The sequence below is a fragment of the Trinickia symbiotica genome (assembly GCF_002934455.1).
Lineage (GTDB): Bacteria > Pseudomonadota > Gammaproteobacteria > Burkholderiales > Burkholderiaceae > Trinickia > Trinickia symbiotica.
The window spans coordinates 37,335-61,914 of sequence record NZ_PTIR01000003.1 but is presented as its reverse complement, the minus strand read 5'-3'; the positions used below and the strand labels follow the sequence as shown (position 1 = coordinate 61,914).

Here is a 24,580-nt window from a genome sequence, read left to right as displayed (position 1 = left end):
ATCATCGAGAAAGCCCTCATGGAAAAACCCGTTCACTTCGCCCGCTTGCAGCAGGAAGAGTCGCAAGGCTACGACCGCAAGACGATCGACTACATCCACGCGGCCGCGCAACGCGGCCTTTATGAAATCCGCGGCCTCGGCGCGAAGCGGCGTGTGCCCCACTTCGACGATCTGCTGTTCCTGGGCGCGTCCCTCTCGCGTTACCCGCTCGAAGGCTATCGCGAGAAATGCACGACCCAGACGCTGCTTGGCACACGTTTTGCGAGCAAACCCGTCGCGCTCGATATTCCGATCACGATCGCCGGCATGAGCTTCGGCGCGCTTTCGGCGAATGTGAAGGAAGCGCTGGGCCGTGCGGCGACGGCGGCCGGCACCTCGACGACGACCGGTGATGGTGGCATGACGCAAGAAGAGCGCCGCTCGTCGAAAACGCTCGTCTACCAGTGTCTGCCGTCGCGCTATGGCTTCAATCCGGACGACGTGCGTCGTGCCGATGCGATCGAAGTCGTGATCGGCCAAGGCGCGAAGCCGGGCGGCGGGGGGATGCTGCTCGGGCAGAAGGTGAACCCGCGGGTCGCCGCGATGCGCACGCTGCCCGCAGGCGTGGATCAGCGTTCGGCGAGCCGTCATCCGGACTGGACCGGTCCCGACGATCTCGCGATCAAGATTCAGGAATTGCGCGAAATCACCGATTGGGAAAAGCCGATCTACGTGAAGGTCGGCGCGACGCGCACGTTCAACGACGTCAAGCTCGCGGTGCATGCGGGGGCGGACGTCGTGGTGATCGACGGAATGCAAGGAGGCACCGCGGCGACGCAAACGTGCTTCATCGAGAACGTCGGCATCCCGACGCTGGCCGCGGTGCGGCAGGCCGTCGACGCGCTCGAGGACCTGAATATGAAGGGGCAGGTGCAGTTGATCGTATCCGGCGGCATCCGCACGGGGGCGGACGTGGCGAAGGCGCTCGCGCTCGGCGCCGATGCCGTGGCCATCGGGCAGGGCGTGCTGATGGCGCTCGGGTGCAACAGCGACACCTATTTCAAGGACGGCGCGCTGCACCCGGCCGCCGCGGAGTACGCAGCGCTCAATACGGCGCCCGGCTATTGCCACCACTGCCACACGGGTAAGTGCCCGGTCGGCGTGACGACGCAGGACGCCGGGCTCGAGCAGCGACTGCAGCCGGAAGAAGGCGCGCGCCGGGTACGCAACTACTTGAAGACGCTGAATATCGAATTGACGACGATCGCACGCGCCTGCGGCAAGCAGAACGTGCATCACCTCGAACCGGAGGATCTCGTGGCGTTGACGGTGGAGGCCGCCGCGATGGCGCGTGTGCCGCTCGCCGGCACCTCGTGGATTCCGGGACTGGCGAACGTTTGAGCACCCCGAGACCTGGCGCGGCGCGCCAGGCACTTCGATCTATGGAGAGTCAGCATGAGCGTATCGCAGCAATCCACGTCGGTTCCTTCGCAGTCCGCCAATCTTCGATCATCGAGCCTGGGCTTCATGGAGACCATCGGCCAGTCACTGGCCAACATCTCTCCCACCCTGACGCCGTCGATCAACGTCGTGGCGGTCGCGGCGCTCGCCGGCGCGGGCAGTTGGCTCGTCTACGGGCTGTCGACGCTCGGGCTCATGTTCGTGAGTCTCAACATCGCTGTGCTGGCGAGCCGCTTTGCGGCGGCCGGGTCGTTCTTCATCTTCATCTCGCGGGCGCTGGGTCCGATTGCGGGCGGCATCGCGGGATGGGGACTCATTGCGGCGTACACCGGCACGGCGATGGGCGTGCTCGCCGGCGAGGCCATCTTCGTCCAAAATGCGTTCGCGCCGTTCGGCATCGCCGTACCGATCTGGCTCATCTATCTGGTCAGCGCGGCGTTGGCCTGGTTCCTCTCGTCGCGCGACATCAAGCTGTCGTCGCGCTTGAGTCTAGCGATCGAAGCCGCCTCGATCTCGATCGTCGGCGGCGTGCTGTTTGTGGTGTTCTACCAGCATCCCGAACGCGTCGTCGATCATGCGCAGTTATCGCTGCAAGGCACGACGCCCAAAGGCATGGCGGAGGCGATGGTGCTCGGCATCTTCTCATTCGTCGGATTCGAGAGCGCCGCGTCCCTCGGCAAGGAAACGAAGGACCCGTTGAAGGCGATTCCTCGCGCGATCATCTGGAGCATGGTGGTGGCCGGCGGCTTCTTTATGTTCGTTGCTTACTCGATGGTCGTCGCGTATGGCGGAGACGTGAACAAGCTTGGCAACGACACCGCCCCGCTGCAGACGCTGCTGAACGGGCTCGGCGCGCCGGCGCTGGCCCCGCTGTTCTATCTGATTGCATCGGTGAGCGCGTTCGCCTGCGTGCTGGCCTCGATCAACGCCGCGAGTCGTCTGCTGTTTTCGATGGGCCGCTATCAATTCGTTCATCGCTCGATGGGCATGGTCCATACGAAGCATCAGACGCCGCACTATGCGGTGGCCTTTGCCGCGCTCCTCTCGCTGGCCGTGAATCTCGCGTTGCTCGGCACCGGTGCGTTGAACACGTTCGGCTATACGAGCACCTTCGCGACCTTCGGCTTCATCGTGGCTTACTTCTTGATCTCGGTCTCGGCCCCGATTTATTTGAAAAAGCAAGGACAGCTTAAGCTCGCCAATCTCGTGGTGGGCATCCTCGGCGCGGTCGCGATGATCGGCGGGTTCTTCGGCAGTGTGTATCCGGTGCCGGCCTGGCCGTACAACATCCTGCCGTATCTGTTCGCTGCCTACATGGCGTTCGGCATGGGCTGGCTCGCGATGCTGAAGAAGCGTGCGCCGCAGGTTCTCGATAAGATCGAGCATGACCTCGAATCGAGCGAGGCCGAGATTTTCGACAGGAAATGAACGACGTTCCCCTCGCGAACCTCGCCGAGCAAGGGGGTATGACGCTGCGGCCAGAGCGCGGCGAATGCCCCGAGCTCGACATTGCCTTCGTTTCGGAAGCGGGCCGCGGCGCGCGCAACGAGGACTACGTCGGCGTGATGCTGGGCGACGTCACGCAACGCACGACGCGCGGCAGCGTGGTGGCGCTGGCCGACGGGATGAGCGGCGGGCGGGGCGGGCGCGTGGCCGCCGAGCTCGCCGTGCGCAGCTTCATCGACGGCTACTACGCGCCTCCTGACACGCTGGCGCCCGATGCCGCCGCATCGCGCTCGCTCGATGCGATTCACCGCTGGCTGCACCAAATTGGCCGCGGCGATGCCGAGCTGAGCCAGATGGCGGCGTGCTTCGCGGCGCTCATGATCAGGGGCGGCGCCGCCTGGCTGATCGGCGCAGGGGATGTGCGGCTCTACCGGATGCGCGGGGGCGAGCTGTCGCAACTCGGCGTAGATGACGTCATGGACGTGCCGTTCGGTGCCTTCGTCGCCCATGCGGTGGGGCTGCAGTGCGAGCTCGTGACGCGCATCGAGCGCTGGGCGCTTCGGGAAGGCGACCGCCTGCTGCTCTGCACCGACGGTCTCTATCGACGTATGCCGGCGCGCGAGCTGCGGGCCACGCTGTCGGCGCAGGCGTCCGCAGACATCGTAGCCCGTCGGCTCGTTCAGACTGCGCGCTCGCGCGGCTCCATCGACGACATCTCGGCGGTCGTGGTCGACGTGCGCAAGATTCCGGTACTCGACTATCGCTATCTCGAAGGCGTGCTTGGCGATCTGCCGATTCTCGCGGTTCCCGCGTGCGGGGATGTGGTCGATGGTTATGTGCTGACCGCGATCCTGAGCGACGGCCGCTACTCCCGCATCTTCATTGGCCACGATCTAGCCGAGCCGAATGTGCGGCTCGCGCTCAAGTTCCCGAAGCCGCGCGTGGACGAGGACGCGAACGTGCGCCAGGCGATCGTGCGGGAACGGTGGCTCGCGGGGAAGATCGACGACGAGTACATTCTTGCGCCGAGCGCGATCGATCCCGCGCGGCAGAGCCGCCTCTATGTCGTGATGCCGTTCCTCGACGGCTCGACACTGGAGACCCTGATGACCCAGACGACGATATCGCTGATGCGCGGGCTGGCGATCGCACGGCAACTCGGCCATGCGGTCCACGCGCTGAATCGGCTGGGCATTTTCCATCGCGACATCAAACCCGATAATGTCCTGGTGCTGCCCGACGACAGCGTGAGGCTCCTCGATCTGGGCTTTGCCTATATGCCAGGAATGCTTGCGCCGGGGCCGTCCACCGCGCCGGGTACTCCCGCCTACATGGCGCCCGAGCTCATCAAGGGCGCGCAGGGCGATGCGCGCTCCGAGGTCTTCACGTTCGGCGTCACCCTGTATCGCATGTTCAGCGGCGGACGCTCGCCCTACGGCTTCAATGGGCGAGTGCCGCTGTATCGACACCGGCCCGGCCTTCCCGTGTGGCTCGACCTCGTGCTCGAAAAAGCGACGCAGAGCGATCCCGAACGCCGCTATCAGGATGCAATCGAGGTCTGCGCCGACCTCGATCGATTCGCCGCGGGCGGCGGCGAAACGGAATCCGCGGCGCGGCTGCCGTTGATCGCGCGCAATCCGGTGATGTTCTGGAAGACCGTGGCGCTGGTTCTTCTGATTCTGTTGCTGATCGCGCTGGCGCACGGTTTAGGGGGAACTTGAACGACGCTGGGAGCGGCCTTCGGACAGATCGACAAAAGAGGCAATGGAAGATGGGCGATAATATGGCATTCCAACGCGTGGACTTCGGTCGGCTTGATGCGACGCGTGGCTTCGTCTCTATTATTTGTGCTCCCTATGCCAGACCTCAAAATCGACCGCAACGCCAAGACGCTTCGCGAGCTCACCCTGGACAAACTGCGGGGCGCGATCGTCCAAGGTTATTTCCGTCCGGGCGACCGCCTTGTCGAAAGAACACTGTGCGATGAGCTCGGCGTGAGCCGCACCGTCGTGCGGGAAGTGTTGAGGCATCTGGAGACGGAGGGACTCGTGGAAATTGCGGCGGGGCACGGGCCGATCGTCGCGCGGCTCGATCCTGCGCTGATCGGCGAGATGTATGAGTTGCGCGGCTTGCTCGAGGCCAACGCGGCGCGTGCGTGCGCCGAGCTGGCCACACCCCAGCTCGTCAAGCGGTTGCGCAAGATCCGCAAGATGATCGAGGACGCATTCGAGAAGGAAGACCTCTCGCGCGTCCTGGAATACACCGAGCACTTCTACGACGCAATGTTCGAAGGGGCGGGCAAACAGGTCTCGCTCACCGTCGTCAAGTCGCTGAACGCGCGAATCAACCGGCTTCGCGCGATGACGATCGCGATGCCCGGCCGCGGCGCGGAGTCGAACCGGGAGATGAATGCGCTGCTCGACGCAATCGAGCGGCACGACGGAGAGGCGGCATCGGCGGCGTCGGCGGCGCATATCCGTCGCGCATCCGAACTCGCGTTGGATGCGCTCGCAGAGCAGGAACGGCAACAGCAAGAGCCAGCGAGCCGCCGCGCCTGACGACTGCCGCAAGCGATTCGCCCAAAGGTTGGATCGGCGTCCGACTTTTGGGGTGCAATCGACCCGACGGCCGTTGTTTTTGGGCTTGGCTGAGCGCCGCGTCTCGTCCCATGGCGCGCTGAGGTTCCGTCTGCCATATCATGGTATTCCATAATATTGAAACGCTTGGTGCGGCCAAATTGATGGCATACCATAATCTCCGAAAGCGACACCAACGGGCACTTCGCAAGGAGAACGGGTATGAAATTGGAGATGCGCAAGCTGGTCACCTACGCCGAGACGACGTTCATCGAAGGCGGCAAGGAGGCGGCGCAGCCATTGAAGTTGTTTGGCGCCGCCGCGGTGATTCGCAATCCATGGGCGGGGCGCGGTTTCGTTGAAGACCTGAAGCCGGAAATCCATGCGCTCGCGCCGCAGCTCGGCGAAATTCTGACCGCCGAAGTGCTCCGTCTCGCCGGCGGCGGAGAGGCTGTCGAGGGGTACGGCAAGGCAGCGATCGTCGGCACTTCGGGTGAGGTCGAGCATGCATCCGCGCTGATCCACACGCTGCGCTTCGGCAACAAGTTCCGCCAGGCGGTCGGCGCGAAGAGCTACCTGAGCTTCACGAATTTGCGCGGCGGCCCCAACTGCCCGATTTCGATTCCGCTGATGCACAAGCACGACGAAGGGATGCGTTCGCATTACCTGACTGTGCAATTCTCAATCGGCGATGCACCCGCTCCGGACGAGGTCGTGATCGCATTGGGCGCATCGATCGGCGGACGGCCGCACCACCGCATCGGCGACCGCTATCAGGACCTGAAGGAGCTCGAGGCCAATGAAGGCTGACCGCGCGCTCGACCCTGCCATGATGTGCGGCGTCGTCGCGGGCACGAGCTACAGCGTTTTTCCGCCGCGGGCGGGTGGCGCGTGCGAGTCAGTCGTGCTGATCCATGGCGTAGGCATGAACCAAAGCGTCTGGTCTCCGCAGATCGATGCGTTGACGACGCACTATCGCGTCATCGCCTACGACATGCTCGGACATGGCGGCAGCGCTTTGCCCGCGCCCGAGCCTACGCTCGGCGAATACGCCGCGCAGCTCGAGCGTCTGCTCGACGCGTTGCTAATCGAGCGCGCGCATGTCGTTGGTCATTCGATGGGCGCGCTCGTGGCACTCGAGTTTGCGCTGACACATCCGAACCGCGCGCTCAGCGTCGCGGCGTTGAACGCGGTGTACGACCGCACGCCCAGCCAACGCGAAGCAGTCATGGGCCGAGCGGCCATGCTTGGCAATACGCCCGACGAAGCGGGTATCGAGGCCACGCTCGCAAGGTGGTTCGGCGATCCGGTTCCGGCGCATCTGACGAAGGCGGCGCAAGCGGTGCGTGCGCTGCTCTCGAATGTCGATCCTGAAGGATACGCGCGCACGTATCGCCTCTTTGCGCGATCGGACGACGCGCATGTCGGCCGGCTGGCGAGTCTGACCATGCCCGCGCTTTTTCTTACGGGCGAATGCGACGCGAATTCGAATCCCGCAATGTCGCGCGCCATGGCGGCTGCCGCGCCGTTCGGCCGCGCGGAAATCATCGCTGACGAGCGCCATATGATGAACGTGACCAATCCGGCGCAAGTGAACGAACGGCTGCTCGCATTTCTGCTCGGAGCGGGGGCGCCCGACAGCAAGTGCGGTGGGCGAGCAGCGGATCGAAGTCGGAGGGACGCAATGAGTGAGCCAACCAACGAACAGGCCATCGATATCGCCGAATTTCGCCGTGCGCTCGGCGCGTTCGTGACGGGTGTGACGGTCGTGACGACGATCCAGCCAGACGGGTCCCCGCGCGGCTTCACGGCAAACTCGTTCACGTCGGTTTCGCTCGATCCGCCGCTCATTCTCGTTTGCATCGCAAAGACGGCATCGAGCTTTCCGGTGTTCTCGCGGACGCGTCATTTCGCTGTGAGCGTGCTGGCCGAGGACCAGAAGGCCGTGTCGGGTGTATTCGCCTCGAAGGCGGCCGACAAGTTCTCGCAAGTGGCCTGGCATGCGCGCATCACCGGCGCGCCGGTCATGGATGGGGCGGCGGCCAGCTTCGATTGCGCAACACACGAAGTCGTCGATGCGGGCGACCACATCATTTTGATCGGTCGCGTCCTGGACTTCATTCATACGCCCTCGTCGCCGCTTGGCTACTGCCGCGGCGCCTACGTGAACTTCAGCCTGTCGCTCGACGCGCTGGCCGCGGCGGGACCGCGTGCGCGAGTCGGCGCGATTCTCGAGCATCGCCATGGGCTCGTCATGCTCGATACGCCCGAGGGATTGCAACTGCCGACCGGCGCCAAGCTCGAACCGGAAAGCGACCCTGCGAGCCTGCATGGCGCCTTGGCGAAGCTCGGCCTCCAGGTGCATCTGGACTTTCTTTTCGCCGTATTCGAATCAGGCAAAGGGCCGACGCCCGGCGTGAACATCTACTACCGCGGCCGCGTGAAGAACGATATCGGACCGCAGTCGGGCGGTGCGCTTCGAATCGTCCCGTTGCATCAGATTCCCTGGGATGCATTGCCCGACGCCGCCGTGCGCTCGATGCTCGAACGCTATGTGCGAGAGCGTAGCGAAGATGCGTTCGGCATCTATGTCGGCGATACCGAGGCCGGCATGGTCCAACCTCTCGCGCCGGCTCACTGAACGCGTTCATCGATCGAGGCGCGCGGCGAAACGATGCTCCGGACGTGCCCAATGGAGATTCAAGATCATGAAGTTCTCGTTGTTTCTACACATGGAGCGGTACGACACGAAGACGTCGCATCGCGAACTGTTCGATCAGATGACCGAGCTCGTGCAGATTGCCGAGCGCGGAGGGTTCGAGACGGCGTGGATCGGCGAGCATCATGCGATGGAATTCACGATCGCGCCAAATCCGTTCGTCAATTTGTCGTATCTCGCCGCGAAAACGGAGCGCATTCGTCTGGGCACGGGTACTGTCATCGCGCCGTTCTGGCATCCGATTGCACTTGCCGGCGAAGCCGGCATGGTCGACGTCGCGAGCAACGGCAGGCTCGATCTCGGTATCGCGCGCGGCGCCTATTCGTTCGAGTACGAGCGCCTGTTGCCCGGGCTCGATGCGATGAGCGCGGGAGCGCGCATGCGCGAGCTCGTGCCGGCTTTGCGCAAGCTGTTCGAGGGTGATTACGCACATCAAGGCGAATTCTGGTCGTGGCCCGCCGCGACACCCGTCCCGCGCCCGATTCAGCAGCCGCATCCGCCGATGTGGCTCGCCGCGCGCGATCCGAACTCGCATGCGTTCGCCGTGGCGAACGGCTGCAACGTACAGGTCACATCGTTGGCCGCGGGCGATGCCGAAGTCGCTAGCCTCATGGAGCGCTTCGATGCGGCATGTGCCGCGAATCCCGACGTGCCGCGCCCGCAAGTGATGATGCTGATGCACACGTTCGTCGGCGCCAATGCGGCCGAGGTCGATGCGGCCGTGGAAGATCTCGCGCGCTTTTACCGGTACTTCAGCAAATGGTTCAAGAACGAACGCCCGATCGCGCAAGGATTCATGGAGCCACTCACCGATGCGGACGTCGAAATGTTCCCGCAGTATTCGCCTGACGCAATCCGCAAGAACCTTGTCATCGGCGAGCCGAAAGAAGTCATCGCGCGGCTGAAGCGCTACGAGGAACTGGGCTACGACCAATACAGCTTCTGGCTCGACAGCCATATGAGCTTCGAGCGCAAGCGCAAGTCGGTCGAGCTGTTCATCTCCGAAGTGATGCCTGCATTTAGCGCACGCTGACGTATTGCCTTCGGCCATTTTCATGAAGGGAGCGGCTGAAAATGTCTCAACGGTTTCAGCAATACATCGATGGTATGTTCGAAGATGCTGACGAGCATTTCGATAGCATCGACCCGTCATCCGGCAGCGTTTGGGCGCAGATGCCGAAGGCGAGCGCGCAGGATGTCGACCGTGCGGTGCGCGCGGCACACCGCGCATTGAGTGATCCCGCGTGGGCCAATCTCACCGCGAGTGCACGCGGAAAGCTCTTGTACCGGCTCGCCGAGTCGATCGAACGGCATGCGCCGCGGCTCGCCGAGCTCGAAACGCGCGACACGGGCAAGATCATCCGCGAGACGCGCAGCCAGATCGGCTATGTCGCCGAGTATTACCGCTATTACGCGGGCGTGGCGGACAAGATCCAGGGGGCATGGCTGCCCGTCGACAAGCCCGATATGGAAGTCACGCTGCGGCGCGAGCCGGTCGGCGTCGTCGCCGCGATCGTCCCTTGGAATTCGCAGTTGTTTCTCTCGGCCGTGAAGCTCGGCCCCGCGGTTGCCGCGGGTTGCACCGTCGTGCTGAAGGCCTCGGAAGACGGCCCCGCGCCTCTGCTCGAATTCGCCCGGCTCGTTCATGAAGCCGGCTTTCCGAAGGGTGTCGTCAATATCGTGACCGGCTTCGGTAACGACTGCGGACGCACGCTCACGAGCCATCCGCTCGTCTCGCGCATCGCGTTCACGGGGGGACCGGAAACCGCGCGCCACGTGGTGCGCAACTCAGCCGACAACCTGGCGGCGATGTCGCTCGAGCTGGGCGGCAAGTCGCCCGTCCTCGTCTTCGACGATGCCGATCTCGATAGCGCATGCAACGCCGTCGTCGCAGGCATTTTTGCGGCGACTGGCCAGAGCTGCGTGGCCGGCTCGCGCCTCCTCGTGCAGCGCGGCACCCACGACGCGCTCCTCGAGCGCTTGATTGCGCGCGCTCGCGCCATCCGCATCGGCGATCCGCAAGATGCCGCAACGGAGATGGGGCCACTCGCGACTCTCCGCCAGCTCGAACACATTCAACGAGTACTGCAGGCGAGCGTGGAAGCGGGGGGCCGCGTCGTCGTCGGGGGATCGCGTCCGGAGGCATTGACGGCGGGCCACTATTTTTTGCCGACCATCGTCGATTGTCCGCATGCGCAGGTGCCCAGCGTGATCGAAGAGCTGTTCGGTCCCGTGCTGAGCGTCGTGACGTTCGATACGGAGGCCGAGGCGATCGCGCTCGCGAACGACACGCGCTACGGGCTCGCGTCTGGCGTGTTCACGCGCGATCTGACTCGTGCGCATCGGCTGACGCGTGCACTGCGCGCGGGCATCGTCTGGGTCAATACGTATCGCGCGGTGTCGCCGATCGTGCCGTTCGGTGGGTACGGCCTGAGCGGTCTGGGCCGCGAAGGCGGACTCGAAGCCGTACTCGAGTACACACGCACCAAGTCGGTCTGGATTCGCACGTCGGACCAGCCGATCGCCGATCCGTTCGTGATGCGTTAAGAGGGAGCACGCGCATGTTCTACGAAATCCGTACATATCGCATCAAGACGGGCGCAGTGCCCACCTATCTGAAGCTGGTGGAAGAAGAAGGCATCGAGCTGCAGAAGCGGTATCTCGGGCAATTGATCGGCTATTTCCATTCCGAGATCGGCCCGCTCAATCAGATCGTCCACATCTGGGCCTATCCGAGTTTGGATGAGCGCGAACGTCGGCGCGCGGCGCTTGCCGAAGACCCCGCCTGGCGGGATTTCGCGCCGAAGATTCAGGCACTGATGGAGGAAATGGAAAGCAAGATCATGAAGCCGGCGCAATTCTCGCCGCTGCAATGAATATTCGGCGATTCGCCGGGATCGTCGCTCGACCATCGATTACCACTGAGGATAGGAAAGAGACATGAACAGCAAGAGCGTCTTTTGCACGGCAGTGCTGATTGCCACGTGCGCGGCAGCCTTCGCAACGGCAAGCGTTCGCGCGGCCGAGCCGATCGTCTTCACGAGCTGGGGCGGCACTACCCAATCGTCGCAGGACAAGGATTGGGCGCAGCCATTCACCAAGGCAACAGGCATTCACGTGCTGATGGACGGCCCGACCGATTACGGCAAGCTGAAGGCGATGGTCGATAGCGGCAACGTGACGTGGGATGTCGTCGATGTGGAAGGGGACTTCGCTTATGCCGCGCAAAAGGCCGGGCTGATCGAGCCGATCGACTTCTCTATCGTCAAGAAGGACGACCTCGATCCCCGCTTTACGTCGCCGGGTGCGGTGGGAAGCTTCTATTACTCGTTCGTGCTCGGCTACAACAAGTCGAAGTTCACGGGCGCGCAACCGTCGACGTGGGCGGACTTGTTCGATATGAAGCGCTTTCCTGGAAAGCGCACGCTTTACAAGTGGTCCGCGCCTGGCGTGCTCGAGCTCGCGTTGCTCGCCGACGGCGTGCCGCCGAACAAGCTCTATCCGCTCGATCTCGACCGTGCGTTCAAAAAGCTCGACACGATCAAAAGCGACATCGTCTGGTGGAGCGGCGGGGCCCAATCGCAGCAGCTGCTCGCATCGGGCGAGGCACCGATCGGCATGTTCTGGAATGGACGTTTGCATGCGCTCGAGCAAACTGGCGTTCCCGTGGGTATCTCCTGGAATGAAAACCTGACGGCCGCGGACATGCTCGTCATTCCGAAGGGCGCGAAACATCGCGACGAGGCCATGAAGTATCTGGCCACCGCGACGAGCGCGCAAGCACAGGCGAAGTTCGCCGAGGATACGGGCTACGCGCCAGTCAATGTGAAAGCGCCCGAGCTGATGCCCGCGGCGGCCGCCAAGACGCTGCCCGACCAGTACAAGACCTCGCAGATCAATCTCGACATGAAGTACTGGGCGGAGCACCGCGACGAGATTGCGAAGCGCTGGTACGCATGGCAATCGAAGTGAGCGTGTCGCCGGCGTCTCCAGACAGGCGCCGCAAAGTTCGGATTGGGAGTCACCATGCCTGACGTTCTGAGTTCGGTTGCGCATCCGGCGGCGCCGGCCGCGCGGCGGCGACGCGATTGGCGCCGCCTGCGTCTGCTCGCGCCGGCGCTGCTGCTGCTCGCGATCTTCTTCTTGCTGCCGGTGCTTTCGCTGCTGTTGCGCAGCGTGCTCGAACCTACGCCCGGGCTTCAGAACTACGCGCAACTGCTGGGCTCGACGACGTATCTGCGCGTGTTCGGCAACACTTTTCTCGTGGCGACCGTGGTGACGGTGGTGACCGTTGCGATCGGTTTTCCGACCGCTTGGTTGCTCGCGATCGCGCCGCGAAGGGTAAGTTCCGTCCTCTTCGCTATCTTGCTGCTGTCCATGTGGACCAATCTGCTGGCCCGCACGTTTGCGTGGATGGTGCTGTTGCAAGCGACGGGGCCTATCAACCGGCTGTTGATGGCGCTCGGTGTGGTCAGCGAGCCGATCGCGCTCGTCAACAATCTCGTCGGCGTCACGATCGGCATGACATACATCATGCTGCCGTTTCTAGTGATGCCGCTCCATGCGACGCTGCGCAGCATCGATCCGTCGACGCTGCGGGCGGCGGCGATCTGCGGCGCGAGTCGCTGGCAAGCGTTCTGGCGCGTGCTGGTGCCGCTCGCACTTCCGGGCGTCGCGTCGGGCGCTTTGATGGTGTTCGTCATGGCGCTCGGCTACTTCGTCACGCCGGCGCTGCTCGGCGGGCCGTCATACATGATGCTCGCCGAGCTGATCGCGCAGCTCGTGCAGGAACTGTTGAACTGGGGGCTCGCGGGCGCAGCCGCGCTCGTGCTGCTCGCCGTGACGCTTGGGCTGTATGCGCTGCAACTGCGGTTCACCGGTGGTGCGCGTGCCAGTCTTGGAGACTAGGAATGAAACGACCGCCACGCTCACTATCGTTCGCTGCCGCCTCCCACACGGGCGCGGGAGGCTGACATGCTACTCGATTTCGACCGCCTGGGCGCGCTGCGCTGGGGGCTGATGGCCGTCGGCGCGGCCGTCGCCGTGTTTTTGCTGATGCCGATCGCATTTATCGTCGCATTGTCCTTCGGCGATTCTCAATGGCTGATCTTTCCGCCGCCCGGCTGGACGTTGGAATGGTATCGGCAGCTTTTCACCGATACCGGATGGATCGACTCGCTGTTGACGAGCGCGAAGCTCGCCGTGATCGTCACGGCGTTTTCGGTCGTGATCGGTTTGCTCGCATCGCTCGCACTCGTGCGCGGCAAGTTTCGCGGGCGCGGTGCGTTGCAGGCGTTCTTTCTTACGCCGATGGTGCTGCCCGTCGTCGTGCTGGCCGTTGCGTTGTACGCCTTTACGCTGCACATCGGCTTGAACGGCACGATGACGGGCTTCGTGATCGGTCATCTCATCATCGCATTGCCGTTCTCGATCATTTCCATCAGCAACTCCCTCGTGAGTTTCGACACGGCGCTCGAGGACGCGGCGCTCGTCTGCGGGGCGTCGCCGCTTCAGGTGAAGCTGCGCGTGACCTTGCCCGCCATCAAGCTCGGGCTGTTCGCCGCCGCGATCTTCTCGTTTCTCGCGTCATGGGACGAGGTGGTGATCTCGATCTTCATGGCGAGCCCGACATTGCAGACCTTACCCGTGCGAATCTGGACCACGCTGCGGCAGGACCTGACGCCGGTCATCGCGGCGGCGTCTTCGCTGCTCGTCGGCTTGACGACGGTATTGATGTTGGCTGGTGCGTTGTTGCGCCGTGCCCGATAAAGAGGTGGATGAGCCATGACTGCCGCATTTCTTCAAATTCAGCGCCTGCGCAAAACGTACGACGACGTCGTAGCCATCGACCAAGTCTCTCTGGACGTGCGCAGGGGCGAGTTCATGACTTTCCTCGGGCCGTCGGGCTCGGGCAAGAGTACGACGCTCTACATCGTCGCGGGCTTTCAGGAGCCGAGCGAAGGGCGTGTATTGCTCGACGGCAAGCCGTTGCTGTCAGTCGTCCCGAACAAGCGCAACATCGGCATGGTATTTCAGCGCTACACACTATTCCCGCACCTGAGCGTCGGAGAGAACGTCGCGTTTCCGTTGCGCGTACGTCGGCGTCCCGACGGCGAAGTCAAGGCGAAGGTCGAGCAGATGCTGAAGCTCGTGCATTTGTCCGACTGCCGCGATCGCATGCCGGCGCAGTTGTCGGGCGGTCAACAGCAACGCGTCGCGATCGCACGGGCATTGGCCTACGACCCCCCCGTGCTCTTGATGGACGAACCGCTTTCCGCGCTCGACAAAAAGCTGCGCGAGGAAATTCAGCTCGAACTGCGCCGTATCCATCATGAGACGGGCGTGACGATTCTCTATGTGACGCACGATCAGGAAGAAGCGCTGCGCCTGTCGGATCGCATCGCGGTATTCAACAAAGGGCGAATCGAACAGGTCGGCACCGGGGAAGAGCTCTATGCCAATCCCGCATCGCGCTTCGTCGCGAGCTTCATCGGCAATTCAAACTTCTTGCCGGTCCGCGTGACTTCGGACAGCGAGGGCGGCACGAACGGCGTATTGCCGAGCGGCCATGTGGTGACGACCGGCCATCTTTCTCCGGTGCTCGCGGCGGGGCTCGACGGCACGCTCATGATTCGCCCGGAGCAGATGCGCATTCGCGCGTTGCAAAGCGTGCACGGTAGGGAAGGGCTGCCGGTGACGGTGCGCGACATCACCTATCTCGGCGATGCGATGCACTACGCCGTGGCGACGCCCTGGCAACAGGAGATTTCGATTCGTATGCCGGCCGCCCATCGCCACGACAGCGGGTTGTCGATCGGCACGCAAGCGCTCGTCGAATGGGATGCGCGCGACGTCCGCCTTTTTGCATAAGCATGGCAAAGGCAATGCGTGATGTGCTTCCTTCGCCTGGCCGTTGGAGGACTGCGATGATGTCCGCATGGATCTTCGCAAGACCGATTTTTGTAGTGCCATAGGAAGTTCAACGAAAAGACTGATTGTGAGTTTGGAGCTTTGGATGAAAACATATCGTGGAAATAAATTAGTAGTCCTAACCGGCGTGTGCGCGGTTTTTGGAATCATGCTGCCCGGCATCGCCGCCGCACAGTCGTCCGTGGCGCTGTACGGGGTCATCGACGAGGGTATCGATTACGTCAACAACAGCGGCGGCCACTCGCTTTGGCGGATGCGCGACGGAACCTACGACGGCATGTACGGCAGCCGCTGGGGTCTCAAGGGAAGCGAGGATCTTGGAAATGGCCTGAGCGCGATCTTCAAGCTCGAAGCGGGGTTCAGCCTGGAGAACGGTCAGATGCGTCAGGGCGGCAGAGAGTTCGGACGGCAGGCGTACGTCGGGCTTTCCAAGCAGGGGCTCGGCACCGTGACCCTCGGCCGGCAGTATGACTCCGTCGTCGACTATGTTCAGCCGGTCACGGCCGTGGGCCAATTCGGCGGGCCGTTCGTGCGCGGCGGAGACATCGACAACACCGACAACTCGTTCCGTGTCGACAACGCCATCAAGTACGCGAGCCCGTCGATCGCGGGCTTCACGTTCGGCGGGATGTACTCGTTCACGAATTCGACCGCGCCGGGGGCGGGCACCACGGGCATGTGGAGCCTGGGCGCCGCTTATGCGCGCGGTGGATTCAACGCGGGGGCGGCCTATTTTTATGCGAAAAACCCGGCGAGCCTCTTCACTGACGGCGATTTCATAGGGAATACGACCGGCGCCGCAATCGGCGCGAGCGGGCCGTTCAGCTACGTTGGCAATCCGCATAATGAACGCATCATCGGGATCGGCGCAGACTACGCCTTCGGCGCGGCAACGGCGGGCGTCGACTACACCAACACGAAGTTCGAGGATGCGAACGGCACGACCAGCGACGTCAGGTTCAGCAACTACGAGGTGTGGGGCTCGTACAGCCTCACGCCGAGCGCGACGGTCGCCGCCGCATACGCCTATACCGACGGCAAGGTGGATTACAGCGGCAGCAAGCCCAAGTACCATCAGTTCTCACTCATGAGCAGCTATTCGCTGTCGAAGCGCACCACGTTGTATGCGATGGGCGCATTACAGCAGGCGGCAGGGGACGCTAAGCGAGCCGATATCTTCGATTTCTCCATCGCCGACGCATCGTCGACCAACCGACAATTGATGTTCCGTGTCGGCGTCCTCCATAAGTTCTAGTCGGCAAAAAGGGCGATGAAAAGCCTGCCACCCACCGCGAAAGGGCGCTTCGGCGCCCTTTGTCATTTGGAACGGGGCGTTCTCGCCGGCCAGCCTCGTTGCATTTATCCGGAATGCTTCCGCTGGGCGACGACGCGCGACGCGAGCGGGTCCAAAAATTGCTCCATCACGAACGCTTCACCCTGCCAGACTTCGTTAGCGGACGTTTTTGCCACAATGCCAAAAATTGTCTTTCCCCCAGGACCCTTAAAACAGCTGGGAGTGATCGATGAGTACTGACGCGGCAAGCACGCGGACTGCGCGAACCGGTGTGCCCGGGCTCGACGATGTGTTGATGGGAGGACTCACGGAAGGAAACCTCTTTCTGCTGGAGGGCACTCCCGGGACGGGAAAAACGACGATCGCGCTTCGATTCCTCATCACCGGTGCGCAGGCGGGCGAGCCGGGCCTCTACATCACGTTGTCCGAGACGGAAAAGGAGTTGCGCAACGGCGCGGCCTCGCACGGATGGGTTCTCGACGACAACATCGTGGTGTTCGAAGTCGTCCCTCCCGAGAGTCTGCTCGATGCCGATCAACACCAGACTCTGCTGTATTCGTCCGACCTCGAACTGGGGGAGACCACCGAGCTCATTCTCGGCGCGTTCGAACGCGCCCGGCCGAAGCGGGTTGTCCTCGACAGCCTGTCGGAGATCCGCCTGCTTGCCCAGAGCTCCCTTCGCTACCGTCGGCAAGTCCTGGCCTTGAAGCACTATTTTTCCCGGTACGGTGCAACGGTCCTCCTGATTGACGACCTGAGCTCGGAGGCAGCCGATAAAACGGTTCATAGCATCGCTCATGGCGTGATCAAATTGGAGGAGCTTTCACCCGACTACGGGGCGCAGCGGCGCCGGCTCAAGGTCTCGAAATATCGCGGCCGGGCTTTTCGCGGCGGATATCACGATTTCGCGATTCGAGCGGGGGGCGTTTCGGTATTTCCGCGTCTCGTCGCCGCGGAGCACCGCAGGCGGCTTGCGCGCGCTGATGTAAGCAGTGGCGTCGCGGAGCTCGATTCGCTACTCGGCGGCGGCGTCGAACAGGGCTCCAGCACGTTGATCCTCGGGCCGGCCGGAGCGGGCAAATCCACCTTTGCGCTGCAGTTCGCATCCGCGGCGCTCAAGCGTGGAGAGAAAGCGGCATTGTTCGTCTTCGACGAAGAACTCGGCTTGCTGCTCGATCGCACACAAAAAATGGGGTTCGAATTCGACGCCGCGTCCGAGGCGGGCAATCTTTACCTCGAGCAGATCGATGCGGCCGAGTTGTCTCCCGGCGAGTTTGCCCAGCGGGTCCGCGCCGTCGTGGACGACGTGCAGCTGAAAACGGTGGTGATCGACAGTCTCAACGGTTACCAGGCGGCCATGCCGCAGGAAAACGCGCTCGTGCTTCACATCCACGAGTTGCTGCAGTATTTGAATCGGCAAGGCGCGACGACGTTTCTGACGGTCGCTCAGCATGGTTTGGTCGGCGACATGCGGGCTCCCGTGGAAGTCACCTACCTTGCGGACACCGTCATTCTTCTGCGTTACTTCGAGGCGCTCGGCCGAGTCCGGCGTGCCGTGTCAGTCATCAAGAAGCGCATGGGGCGCCACGAAGAAACGATCCGTGAGTTCCGTATCGGCCAGGCGGGGCTGACGGTGGGGGCACCCCTCGACGGCTTCCAGGGGGTACTGCACGGCGTGCCGACCTTTGTCGGAACGACCGGACCACTGCTCAAATCTGTCGTCGCCGGCAATGACAACGCCGACTGAAATTGATGGAAGAGCTTTGATCCTGGCGCCACACGGGCGAGACGCCGCGATCGCGGCTGCGCTGCTGCGGCAGTCGGAGACCGAGTCCATCATATGCAGCGATCTCACGCACCTTTCAGCGCTGCTGGGCGATGACATCGGATGCGCTGTCCTGACCCAGGAAGCGCTGTGCGATGCGGATCTGGGCGCGGCGACGGCCTGGGTGGCGAGACAGCCGCCCTGGTCGGATCTTCCATTCATCGTGCTTACGCAGCGCGGAGGCCTTTCCGATCGCATCGCCGACGCGCAAAGCCTATCGGAAGCGCTCCGTAACGTCATCTTTTTGGAACGCCCGTTTCACCCGATGACGTTCGTGAGCGTGGTACAAAACGCGCGACGGGGCCGTTACCGCCAATATGAAGCCCGTTCCCGCATGGAGGAGTTGCACGAAAGCGAGGCGCGACTGCGGCGCCTCAACGAGACGCTCGAGGCAAAGGTGGCCGAGCGGACGGCTCAGCTCGAGCGCGCGCATGAAGCGGTGCTCGAGGAGATGCGGCAACGCGAGCGCACGGAAGAGGCGCTGCGCCAGGTTCAAAAAATGGAAATGATCGGGCAGCTGACGGGCGGCGTAGCACATGACTTCAACAACCTGCTGATGGCGGTCATGGGCAACCTCGAGCTGTTGCGCAAGCAAGCGTCCAACGAAAGGATCGTGCGACTGATCGATGGCGCGCTTCGGGGCGCCCAGCGCGGCGCATCGTTGACTCAGCGTCTACTTGCATTCACGCGACAGCAAGACCTCAGGATTGAACCGACTCACCTGTCCCATCTCGTTCGCGGAATGATCGATCTGCTGGAGCGCTCCGTGGGGGCGAGCATCGAACTGAAGTTCGCGTTGCCTGAAGATCTGCCGCTTACGCTCGTGGATGCCAACCAGATCGAGCTCGCGGTGCTCAATCTCGTGGTTAATGCGCGTGACGCCATGCCCGATGGCGGAGCGGTCTCGATAGCCGTCGACGCGGTTCACTCGTCAAAATGCGCGGACCTCGAGGCTGGCGACTATGTGCGCCTCACCGTTAGCGATACAGGACACGGAATGGATCCGAAGACGCTCTCGCGCGCGACGGAGCCTTTTTTTACGACCAAGGAAGTCGGCAAGGGAACGGGCCTTGGGCTCTCCATGATTCATGGGTTGGCTCTGCAATTGAACGGCGCGTTGCGGCTCAGTAGCGCGGCTGGCCGCGGCACGCAGGCTGAGTTATGGCTGCCCGTGACTTCGCAAGCGCTTTCGGTGCCGGCGACCGCGGAACCGGAATCACCGGTAATCGAACCGGCAGTTGCCGCGCGAGCCACGATCCTGCTTGTCGACGACGATGCCCTGATCTCGACGAGCACCGCCTATCTTCTCGAGGACATGGGGCATGAAGTCATCGAAGTCAATTCGGGCGCCGATGCGCTCAGTGTGCTCGAGCAAGGGCGCAACGTGGATCTCCTGATAACCGACTATGCGATGCCCAAAATGACCGGTGCGCAGTTGGCGCGCGCCGCGCGAGAACTGAGGCCAGGCCTCCCGATCCTCATCGCCACTGGATACGCCGATTTGCCGCAGGCGATGAGCATGGATATTCCACGACTAAGAAAACCGTATCAACAGAAGCAACTTGTCGCGGAAATAGCGAAAGCACTTGGCGGTGCTCGATCCAGCGCCGTTGACGAGCGCCAACAGTCGCCGAGCGGTAGCGGTTACCGTTGAGTCGACGTCGCGCGGGCTTGCCGCGCCGACTCTTACGCATGTCGCGCCTCGCGCCGCGCGAAACTGATTCCGAGCACGAGAAAAATGACGACGCCCGTCGCAACTTGCTGCCAGTAGAAGTTCCAGCCGATTAAAAGCAGCCCGTTCGCGACCAGGCTCAAGAGCAGCACACCGAGCAGCGTGCCTGCGACATTTGCCCGGCCCGACGCCGACAGTGTCGTGCCGATGAAAGTCGCGCCAATCGCATTCATGAGGTAGCCGTTGCCCGCCTGCGGCACATAGGCTTTCACCGTCGACGAGAGCAGCAGCCCCACCACACCATAAAGCAGCGCACTGGCGATGAACGTTACGCTGACGATCGCCGGCACGGGGAGGCCCGAGTAGCGAGCAACGCCCGGTTGAGCACCGAGCGCCGCAATCTGGCGGCCGAAAACCGAATGCGAGAGGACGACGTGCAGGGCGAGCGCGAGCCCCCCAACGATCCATAACGGCACGGGGATATGCGCGATTTCTCCGTGAGCGAGCGCGCCGAAAAGCGGCGGCACTGCCACGTTGAGCAGATAGACCGGCTGGCCGCCGTCGGTCGCGAGCTGCTGAACGGTCTGCCCGATGAAAAGCGTGCCGAGGGTCGCGAGAAACGGCGCGATGCCGATGCGCGCAACCAGCACCGCGTTCAGTGCGCCCGTGACGAATGCGGCGGCGAGGCCGCCGAGCGCCGCGAGCGCCACGTTCGTTTGATGCGCGCATAGCAGCACGAACACGAGGCTCGCGACATCGATCGACGTGCCCAGCGACAGATCCACCGCGCCGAGCGATACGGCGAGCGTCATGCCGAGTGCGGCAATCGTCAGCAGTGCAAAATTGTTGAGGAGCACGTCCGCGACGTTGCCGGGCCGCGCGAAACCCGGCGCAAATGCCGCGAAGAATGCGATGACGGCGAGCAGCGCGGCGACGAGCCCGAAGCGTCGCAGCTGCGAAAGGCGCGCGATGAGTCGTCGGGTGAAGTGGCGTTTGTCAGAGTCAGTCATAGACGTTGCTCCCGGCACGCCTGCGTCGCACGATCGCGGTCGTCGCGACCACAAAAAGGATCAGCGCGCCCTCGACGCCGTTGACGTAATAGCTCGACACGTTGTCGAGCTGAAAGCCGTTGACGATCGCGCCCACGAACAGCACCGCGCACAGTGTGCCCGGGATCGTCGGCACGAGCCGCCGCGAAAATACGATGCCGAGCAGTGCCGCCGCGACTACCGCGAGCAGATTGTCGCCGGCGCCGGGGGCGCTGCCGCTCAGCAGCGCAGTCGACGCAAGCGCGGCCAGCGCTGCCGCGATGCCGCTCAGCAGGTAGCTCGCGGCCAGATAGCGCCGCGTGCGCAAGCCGGCCGCTTGCGCGGCATCGCGATGCGCGCCCACCGCCGCGAGCCGCAGGCCGAACGGCGTGTAGTGCACGAGCAAGGTAAAGAGAGTCGCGGCAAGCAACAGCGCATACGCGAGGTGCGGGACGCCGAAAGAGCCATCGTCGAGTAGCCAGTTCGTCAGCGTCCCACTCGCCGATATTGAAGTGTTTTGTGTGAGCACGAGTTCCAAGCCGGCCGCGATATTCATCGTCGTCAGCGTCGCGAGCAGCGGCACGATGCGCAGCACGATGACCGCAATCGCGTTGAGCGCGCCCACCGCTGCGCCCGCTGCGAGCGTGAATACGGCCGACAGGGCAGGGCCGCACCCACTGCGCTGCGTCACGGCATAGACGGCTGCGCAGAAACCAAGGTTCGCGGCAACCGAGAGATCGAGCCCGCCGCGGATCGGATCCGGGCCGCCCGCGATCAGCACGATAGTCAGGCCGAAGCCGAGCAGGCCGACCACGATCGACTGCTGCAGTACGTTCGCGAGGTTGGCAATGGTCAGGAAGAGTGGCGAAGTCACAGCGAACACGGCCAACACCAAGGCGAACGCGAGGACGGCACCGCTGCGCAGCATTACGCCACCTCCCTTTCGCGTTCCGCGACAGCCTCACGGGCACCGGCCGCCCAGGCGAGCACCGTTTGCGTGTTCGTCTCGCGCGACACGAGCTCGCGCACGATGCGCCCGCGCTTCATCACCAGCACGCGATCCGTGACGCCGAGCAGCTCGATGAGATCGCTCGAGAACAGGAGTACGCAAGCGCCGTTTTGCACCAACTCGTCGAGCAGCCGATAGATTTCTCCTTTGGCGCCGACGTCGACGCCAACCGTCGGCTCGTCGAGCAGATAGATCGACGACGAACGGCTCAGCCACTTCGCGAGCGCGACCTTCTGCTGATTGCCGCCCGATAGATGCCGCACCGTTGTTTCGGCGCCCGGTGTGCGGATCCGGAGCGCCGCGACGAGCCGCTTCACGAGATCTGTCTCGCGCCGCCGCGCCAGCAGGCCGAAGCGGCTCACGCGCCGCAGGCTTGCGAGCGACGTATTCTCGCGCACCGAGAGCGCCGTCGCGACGCCATGCGTGCGCCGGTCCTCCGGCACGAATGCAATGCCGTTGCGCACGGCATCGAGCGGCCGGCGCAGTCGCACCGGCCGGCCGGCGACGCCGATCGCGCCCGCGACGCCGCGCTCCAGGCCGAATAGCGCGCGCAGCACGCCCTTGCCGCCGGAGCCGAGCAAGCCGGTGATGCCGACTACTTCGCCGCGCCGCACGTCGAACGAGACGTTTTCAAAACGGCCCGGCGCGGCGAGATCGCGCACGGTGAGCGCCAGGTCGCCGGGTGTGCGCGTCGAGCTCCGCGTGTGCGTGACGACGGGCGCACCGATCATCGCCTCGACGAGTGCCTCGATCGGTGTCGCGCGCGCATCGAGGTGCGCAACATCGAGACCGTCGCGCAACACGCTCACCTTGTCGCAAATCTGCGCGATCTCGTTCAGGTAGTGCGACACATAGACGACCGTCATACCCCGAGCGCGCAGCGTGTCGATCGTGGCGAGCAGGCGATCCACTTCGCGTGCGACGAGCGCGGCCGTCGGCTCGTCGAACACGAGGATCCGCGGCGCGCGCGAAAGCGCACGCGTGATCTGCACGATCTGTTGTTCGGCCACGCTGAGTTCACCGATCAGCCGGTTCGGCGGAAGTTCGATCCCGAAGTGCTCGCGCAGCGCATCGCGCGCCTGCTGCTTCAGGCGGCGGGCGTCGATCAACCGCAGAGGCCCCGCGATACGCGGTCCGAGCGCCGGTTCGTTGCCGAGCGCGAGGGCTTCGGCCACTGTGGATGTCGGTGACAGCAGGCGTTCTTGATGGATGAACGCAATCTCGGCCGGGGCAACGCCACCGGGCTGAGGCACGCCATGCACCTTGACCGTGCCCGCATCGGCTGCGTGGATGCCCGCGAGGATCTTGATCAGCGTCGACTTGCCCGCGCCGTTTTGGCCGACGAGACCATGGACCGTGCCCGGTGCTATCTCGAGCGACGCTCCGCGCAGTGCCGGCACACCGTCGAAATGCTTGACGATGCCGGAGAGCGCGAGCGCTGCGGGGGTGGCGACCGCGCTCATTGCGACGCGATCTGACCGAGCGTTTGCTGCAGCGATGCCGCGTTGTCCTTCGTGACGAGAATCGACGGCACGTAGGTGTACGGCGGCAGACCGCGGTTGCCGGCGAGATAGCGCGCGATGTTGTCGACGGCGGTCTTGCCGATCAGCGCGGGTTGCTGCGCGACGACGGCGGCCGCGCTCGATTTCGGGTCTTTGACGAGCGTCACGACGTCGGGGCTGCCGTCCACGGCATAGGTCTTGATTTCGCTGCGATGCGCGGCGTCGACCGCCTGCGTGGCGCCTACCTGCGGCACGTCCCACGCCGCCCATATCGCGGCGACCTGTCCCTTCGGATACTTGGCGAGAAGCTGACTCACCTGTGCATAGGCGCTTTGGACCGTATTCGGTATCACGTCGCGCAACTCGGGCTCGATGATATGGACCTTCGGGTAGTACTTGAGCACGGCTTTCAACTGATCGTAACGGATCGCGCAGACAGGCACGCCATAAAAGCCGTTGAAGACGAGGATGTTGCCTTCGCCGTGGATATCGTTGACGAGCTTGAGAGCCAGTTGCTCGCCGATGAAGAAGTTGTCGGATGTCGTGTCGTTGATGCTGGACGGTGACGCGGTATCGATCGTGAAGAGCGGGATGCCTGCCTGACGGATTTTCTGCAACCACGGTTCGAGCACCGATGCCGTGCCGAGCTGCTCGACGATCGCATCCGGCTTCTGAGCGATCAGCGTCTGGATCTGCGCGATCTGGCGGTTGTCGTTGCGGCCCGCGTCGAGCGCGATCGGTGTGCCCCCGAGTCGCTTCACTTCATCTATCGCGCCTTGATATGCCTTGAGGTCCCAGTAATGGTCCGTGCCGGCGGCGGTAATGCCGATTCGCTTACCTTTGAGCGAGGGGATATTACTGTCGCTGCCGTTCGCGTCGTCTGGACCTTGCGCGTGACCGGCCGTAGCAAAACCGGCTAGTGCGATTGCCAGCGCTGCGACTGCGACGAGCGGCGAAAAAATGTGTCCGCGCATGCGCGGGACCGAGGCGAGCATTCGGTGGACCATGATGTGGTGAAAGTAAAGACGCTGTGGTTGTGAAAGAAGGGTCATTCCGCTGTGACTTTACTCAACAATGCCCGCCGACCGAAACAATGGATTTTCGCTATCGATATTGCTTGCGACGCAATTAGCAAATTA

General features: G+C 63.4%; 19 protein-coding genes and 2 pseudogenes. 17 read left to right on the top strand and 4 right to left on the bottom strand.

The annotated features are described in order from the left end of the window. Window positions 1–18: 18 nt before the first annotated feature. From B0G57_RS06435 to B0G57_RS06360, 17 genes and pseudogenes are all read left to right on the top strand, one after another. Window positions 19–1,380, top strand: a complete 1,362-nt coding sequence (locus B0G57_RS06435; protein WP_102606859.1) for an FMN-binding glutamate synthase family protein — start codon at window positions 19–21, stop codon at window positions 1,378–1,380. Between the two features lie 54 nt (window positions 1,381–1,434). Continuing rightward, window positions 1,435–2,868 carry an APC family permease gene (locus B0G57_RS06430; RefSeq protein WP_102606858.1) on the top strand — a complete coding sequence of 478 codons (1,434 nt, stop codon included), beginning with the start codon at window positions 1,435–1,437 and terminating at the stop codon, window positions 2,866–2,868. After that, a complete protein-coding gene (locus B0G57_RS06425; protein WP_102606857.1) occupies window positions 2,865–4,607 on the top strand; it encodes a bifunctional protein-serine/threonine kinase/phosphatase in 1,743 nt (580 codons plus the stop codon). Before B0G57_RS06430 ends, B0G57_RS06425 begins: the two co-directional genes overlap by 4 nt. Before the next feature lie 135 nt (window positions 4,608–4,742). Further along, the gene (locus tag B0G57_RS06420) at window positions 4,743–5,444 is read left to right on the top strand and encodes a GntR family transcriptional regulator (RefSeq protein WP_189595320.1); all 702 of its coding nucleotides are present in this window, start codon (window positions 4,743–4,745) and stop codon (window positions 5,442–5,444) included. Window positions 5,445–5,684: 240 nt separating this feature from the next. Then, a complete protein-coding gene (locus B0G57_RS06415) occupies window positions 5,685–6,272 on the top strand; it encodes an amino acid synthesis family protein (RefSeq protein WP_102606855.1) in 588 nt (195 codons plus the stop codon). Next, window positions 6,262–7,128: pseudogene (locus B0G57_RS31305) on the top strand (alpha/beta fold hydrolase); the annotation flags it as partial. The gene B0G57_RS06415 and the pseudogene B0G57_RS31305, both read left to right, overlap by 11 nt. 18 nt (window positions 7,129–7,146) lie before the next feature. Then, window positions 7,147–8,103 carry a flavin reductase family protein gene (locus tag B0G57_RS31300; protein ID WP_199189625.1) on the top strand — a complete coding sequence of 319 codons (957 nt, stop codon included), beginning with the start codon at window positions 7,147–7,149 and terminating at the stop codon, window positions 8,101–8,103. 67 nt (window positions 8,104–8,170) lie between these two features. Next, window positions 8,171–9,214 carry an LLM class flavin-dependent oxidoreductase gene (locus tag B0G57_RS06405; RefSeq protein WP_102606853.1) on the top strand — a complete coding sequence of 348 codons (1,044 nt, stop codon included), beginning with the start codon at window positions 8,171–8,173 and terminating at the stop codon, window positions 9,212–9,214. Window positions 9,215–9,255: 41 nt separating this feature from the next. Continuing rightward, window positions 9,256–10,728 carry an aldehyde dehydrogenase gene (locus tag B0G57_RS06400; protein WP_104489567.1) on the top strand — a complete coding sequence of 491 codons (1,473 nt, stop codon included), beginning with the start codon at window positions 9,256–9,258 and terminating at the stop codon, window positions 10,726–10,728. A 14-nt stretch (window positions 10,729–10,742) separates the two neighbouring features. After that, window positions 10,743–11,057 carry an NIPSNAP family protein gene (locus B0G57_RS06395; RefSeq protein ID WP_102606851.1) on the top strand — a complete coding sequence of 105 codons (315 nt, stop codon included), beginning with the start codon at window positions 10,743–10,745 and terminating at the stop codon, window positions 11,055–11,057. A gap of 64 nt (window positions 11,058–11,121) precedes the next feature. Further along, a complete protein-coding gene (locus B0G57_RS06390; protein WP_102606850.1) occupies window positions 11,122–12,153 on the top strand; it encodes an ABC transporter substrate-binding protein in 1,032 nt (343 codons plus the stop codon). A 54-nt stretch (window positions 12,154–12,207) separates the two neighbouring features. Continuing rightward, window positions 12,208–13,089, top strand: a complete 882-nt coding sequence (locus B0G57_RS06385; protein WP_102606849.1) for an ABC transporter permease — start codon at window positions 12,208–12,210, stop codon at window positions 13,087–13,089. Between the two features lie 66 nt (window positions 13,090–13,155). After that, window positions 13,156–13,950, top strand: a complete 795-nt coding sequence (locus B0G57_RS06380) for an ABC transporter permease (protein WP_102606848.1) — start codon at window positions 13,156–13,158, stop codon at window positions 13,948–13,950. A 15-nt stretch (window positions 13,951–13,965) separates the two neighbouring features. Then, window positions 13,966–15,051, top strand: coding sequence for an ABC transporter ATP-binding protein (locus B0G57_RS06375; protein ID WP_104489566.1), 1,086 nt, complete (start codon window positions 13,966–13,968; stop codon window positions 15,049–15,051). A 145-nt stretch (window positions 15,052–15,196) separates the two neighbouring features. Next, window positions 15,197–16,366 carry a porin gene (locus tag B0G57_RS06370; RefSeq protein ID WP_102606846.1) on the top strand — a complete coding sequence of 390 codons (1,170 nt, stop codon included), beginning with the start codon at window positions 15,197–15,199 and terminating at the stop codon, window positions 16,364–16,366. 268 nt (window positions 16,367–16,634) lie between these two features. Next, window positions 16,635–18,152: an ATPase domain-containing protein gene (locus B0G57_RS06365; RefSeq protein ID WP_102606845.1), complete on the top strand. Its 1,518-nt coding sequence runs from the start codon at window positions 16,635–16,637 to the stop codon at window positions 18,150–18,152. A gap of 16 nt (window positions 18,153–18,168) precedes the next feature. Continuing rightward, complete coding sequence (locus B0G57_RS06360) at window positions 18,169–19,884, top strand: ATP-binding protein (protein WP_223258623.1); 1,716 nt, start codon at window positions 18,169–18,171, stop codon at window positions 19,882–19,884. 32 nt (window positions 19,885–19,916) lie between these two features. On the opposite strand, the gene B0G57_RS06355 is transcribed toward B0G57_RS06360, so the two are convergent. The 4 genes and pseudogenes from B0G57_RS06355 to B0G57_RS06340 form a co-directional block, all read right to left on the bottom strand. After that, complete coding sequence (locus B0G57_RS06355; RefSeq protein WP_102606843.1) at window positions 19,917–20,912, bottom strand: ABC transporter permease; 996 nt, start codon at window positions 20,910–20,912, stop codon at window positions 19,917–19,919. Continuing rightward, window positions 20,905–21,870 (bottom strand): annotated as a pseudogene (locus B0G57_RS06350) (ABC transporter permease); the annotation flags it as partial. The gene B0G57_RS06355 and the pseudogene B0G57_RS06350, both read right to left, overlap by 8 nt. Further along, window positions 21,858–23,402: a sugar ABC transporter ATP-binding protein gene (locus B0G57_RS06345; RefSeq protein ID WP_102606841.1), complete on the bottom strand. Its 1,545-nt coding sequence runs from the start codon at window positions 23,400–23,402 to the stop codon at window positions 21,858–21,860. The gene B0G57_RS06345 and the pseudogene B0G57_RS06350, both read right to left, overlap by 13 nt. After that, window positions 23,399–24,436, bottom strand: coding sequence for a sugar ABC transporter substrate-binding protein (locus tag B0G57_RS06340; RefSeq protein ID WP_223258622.1), 1,038 nt, complete (start codon window positions 24,434–24,436; stop codon window positions 23,399–23,401). Before B0G57_RS06340 ends, B0G57_RS06345 begins: the two co-directional genes overlap by 4 nt. Window positions 24,437–24,580: the final 144 nt, after the last annotated feature.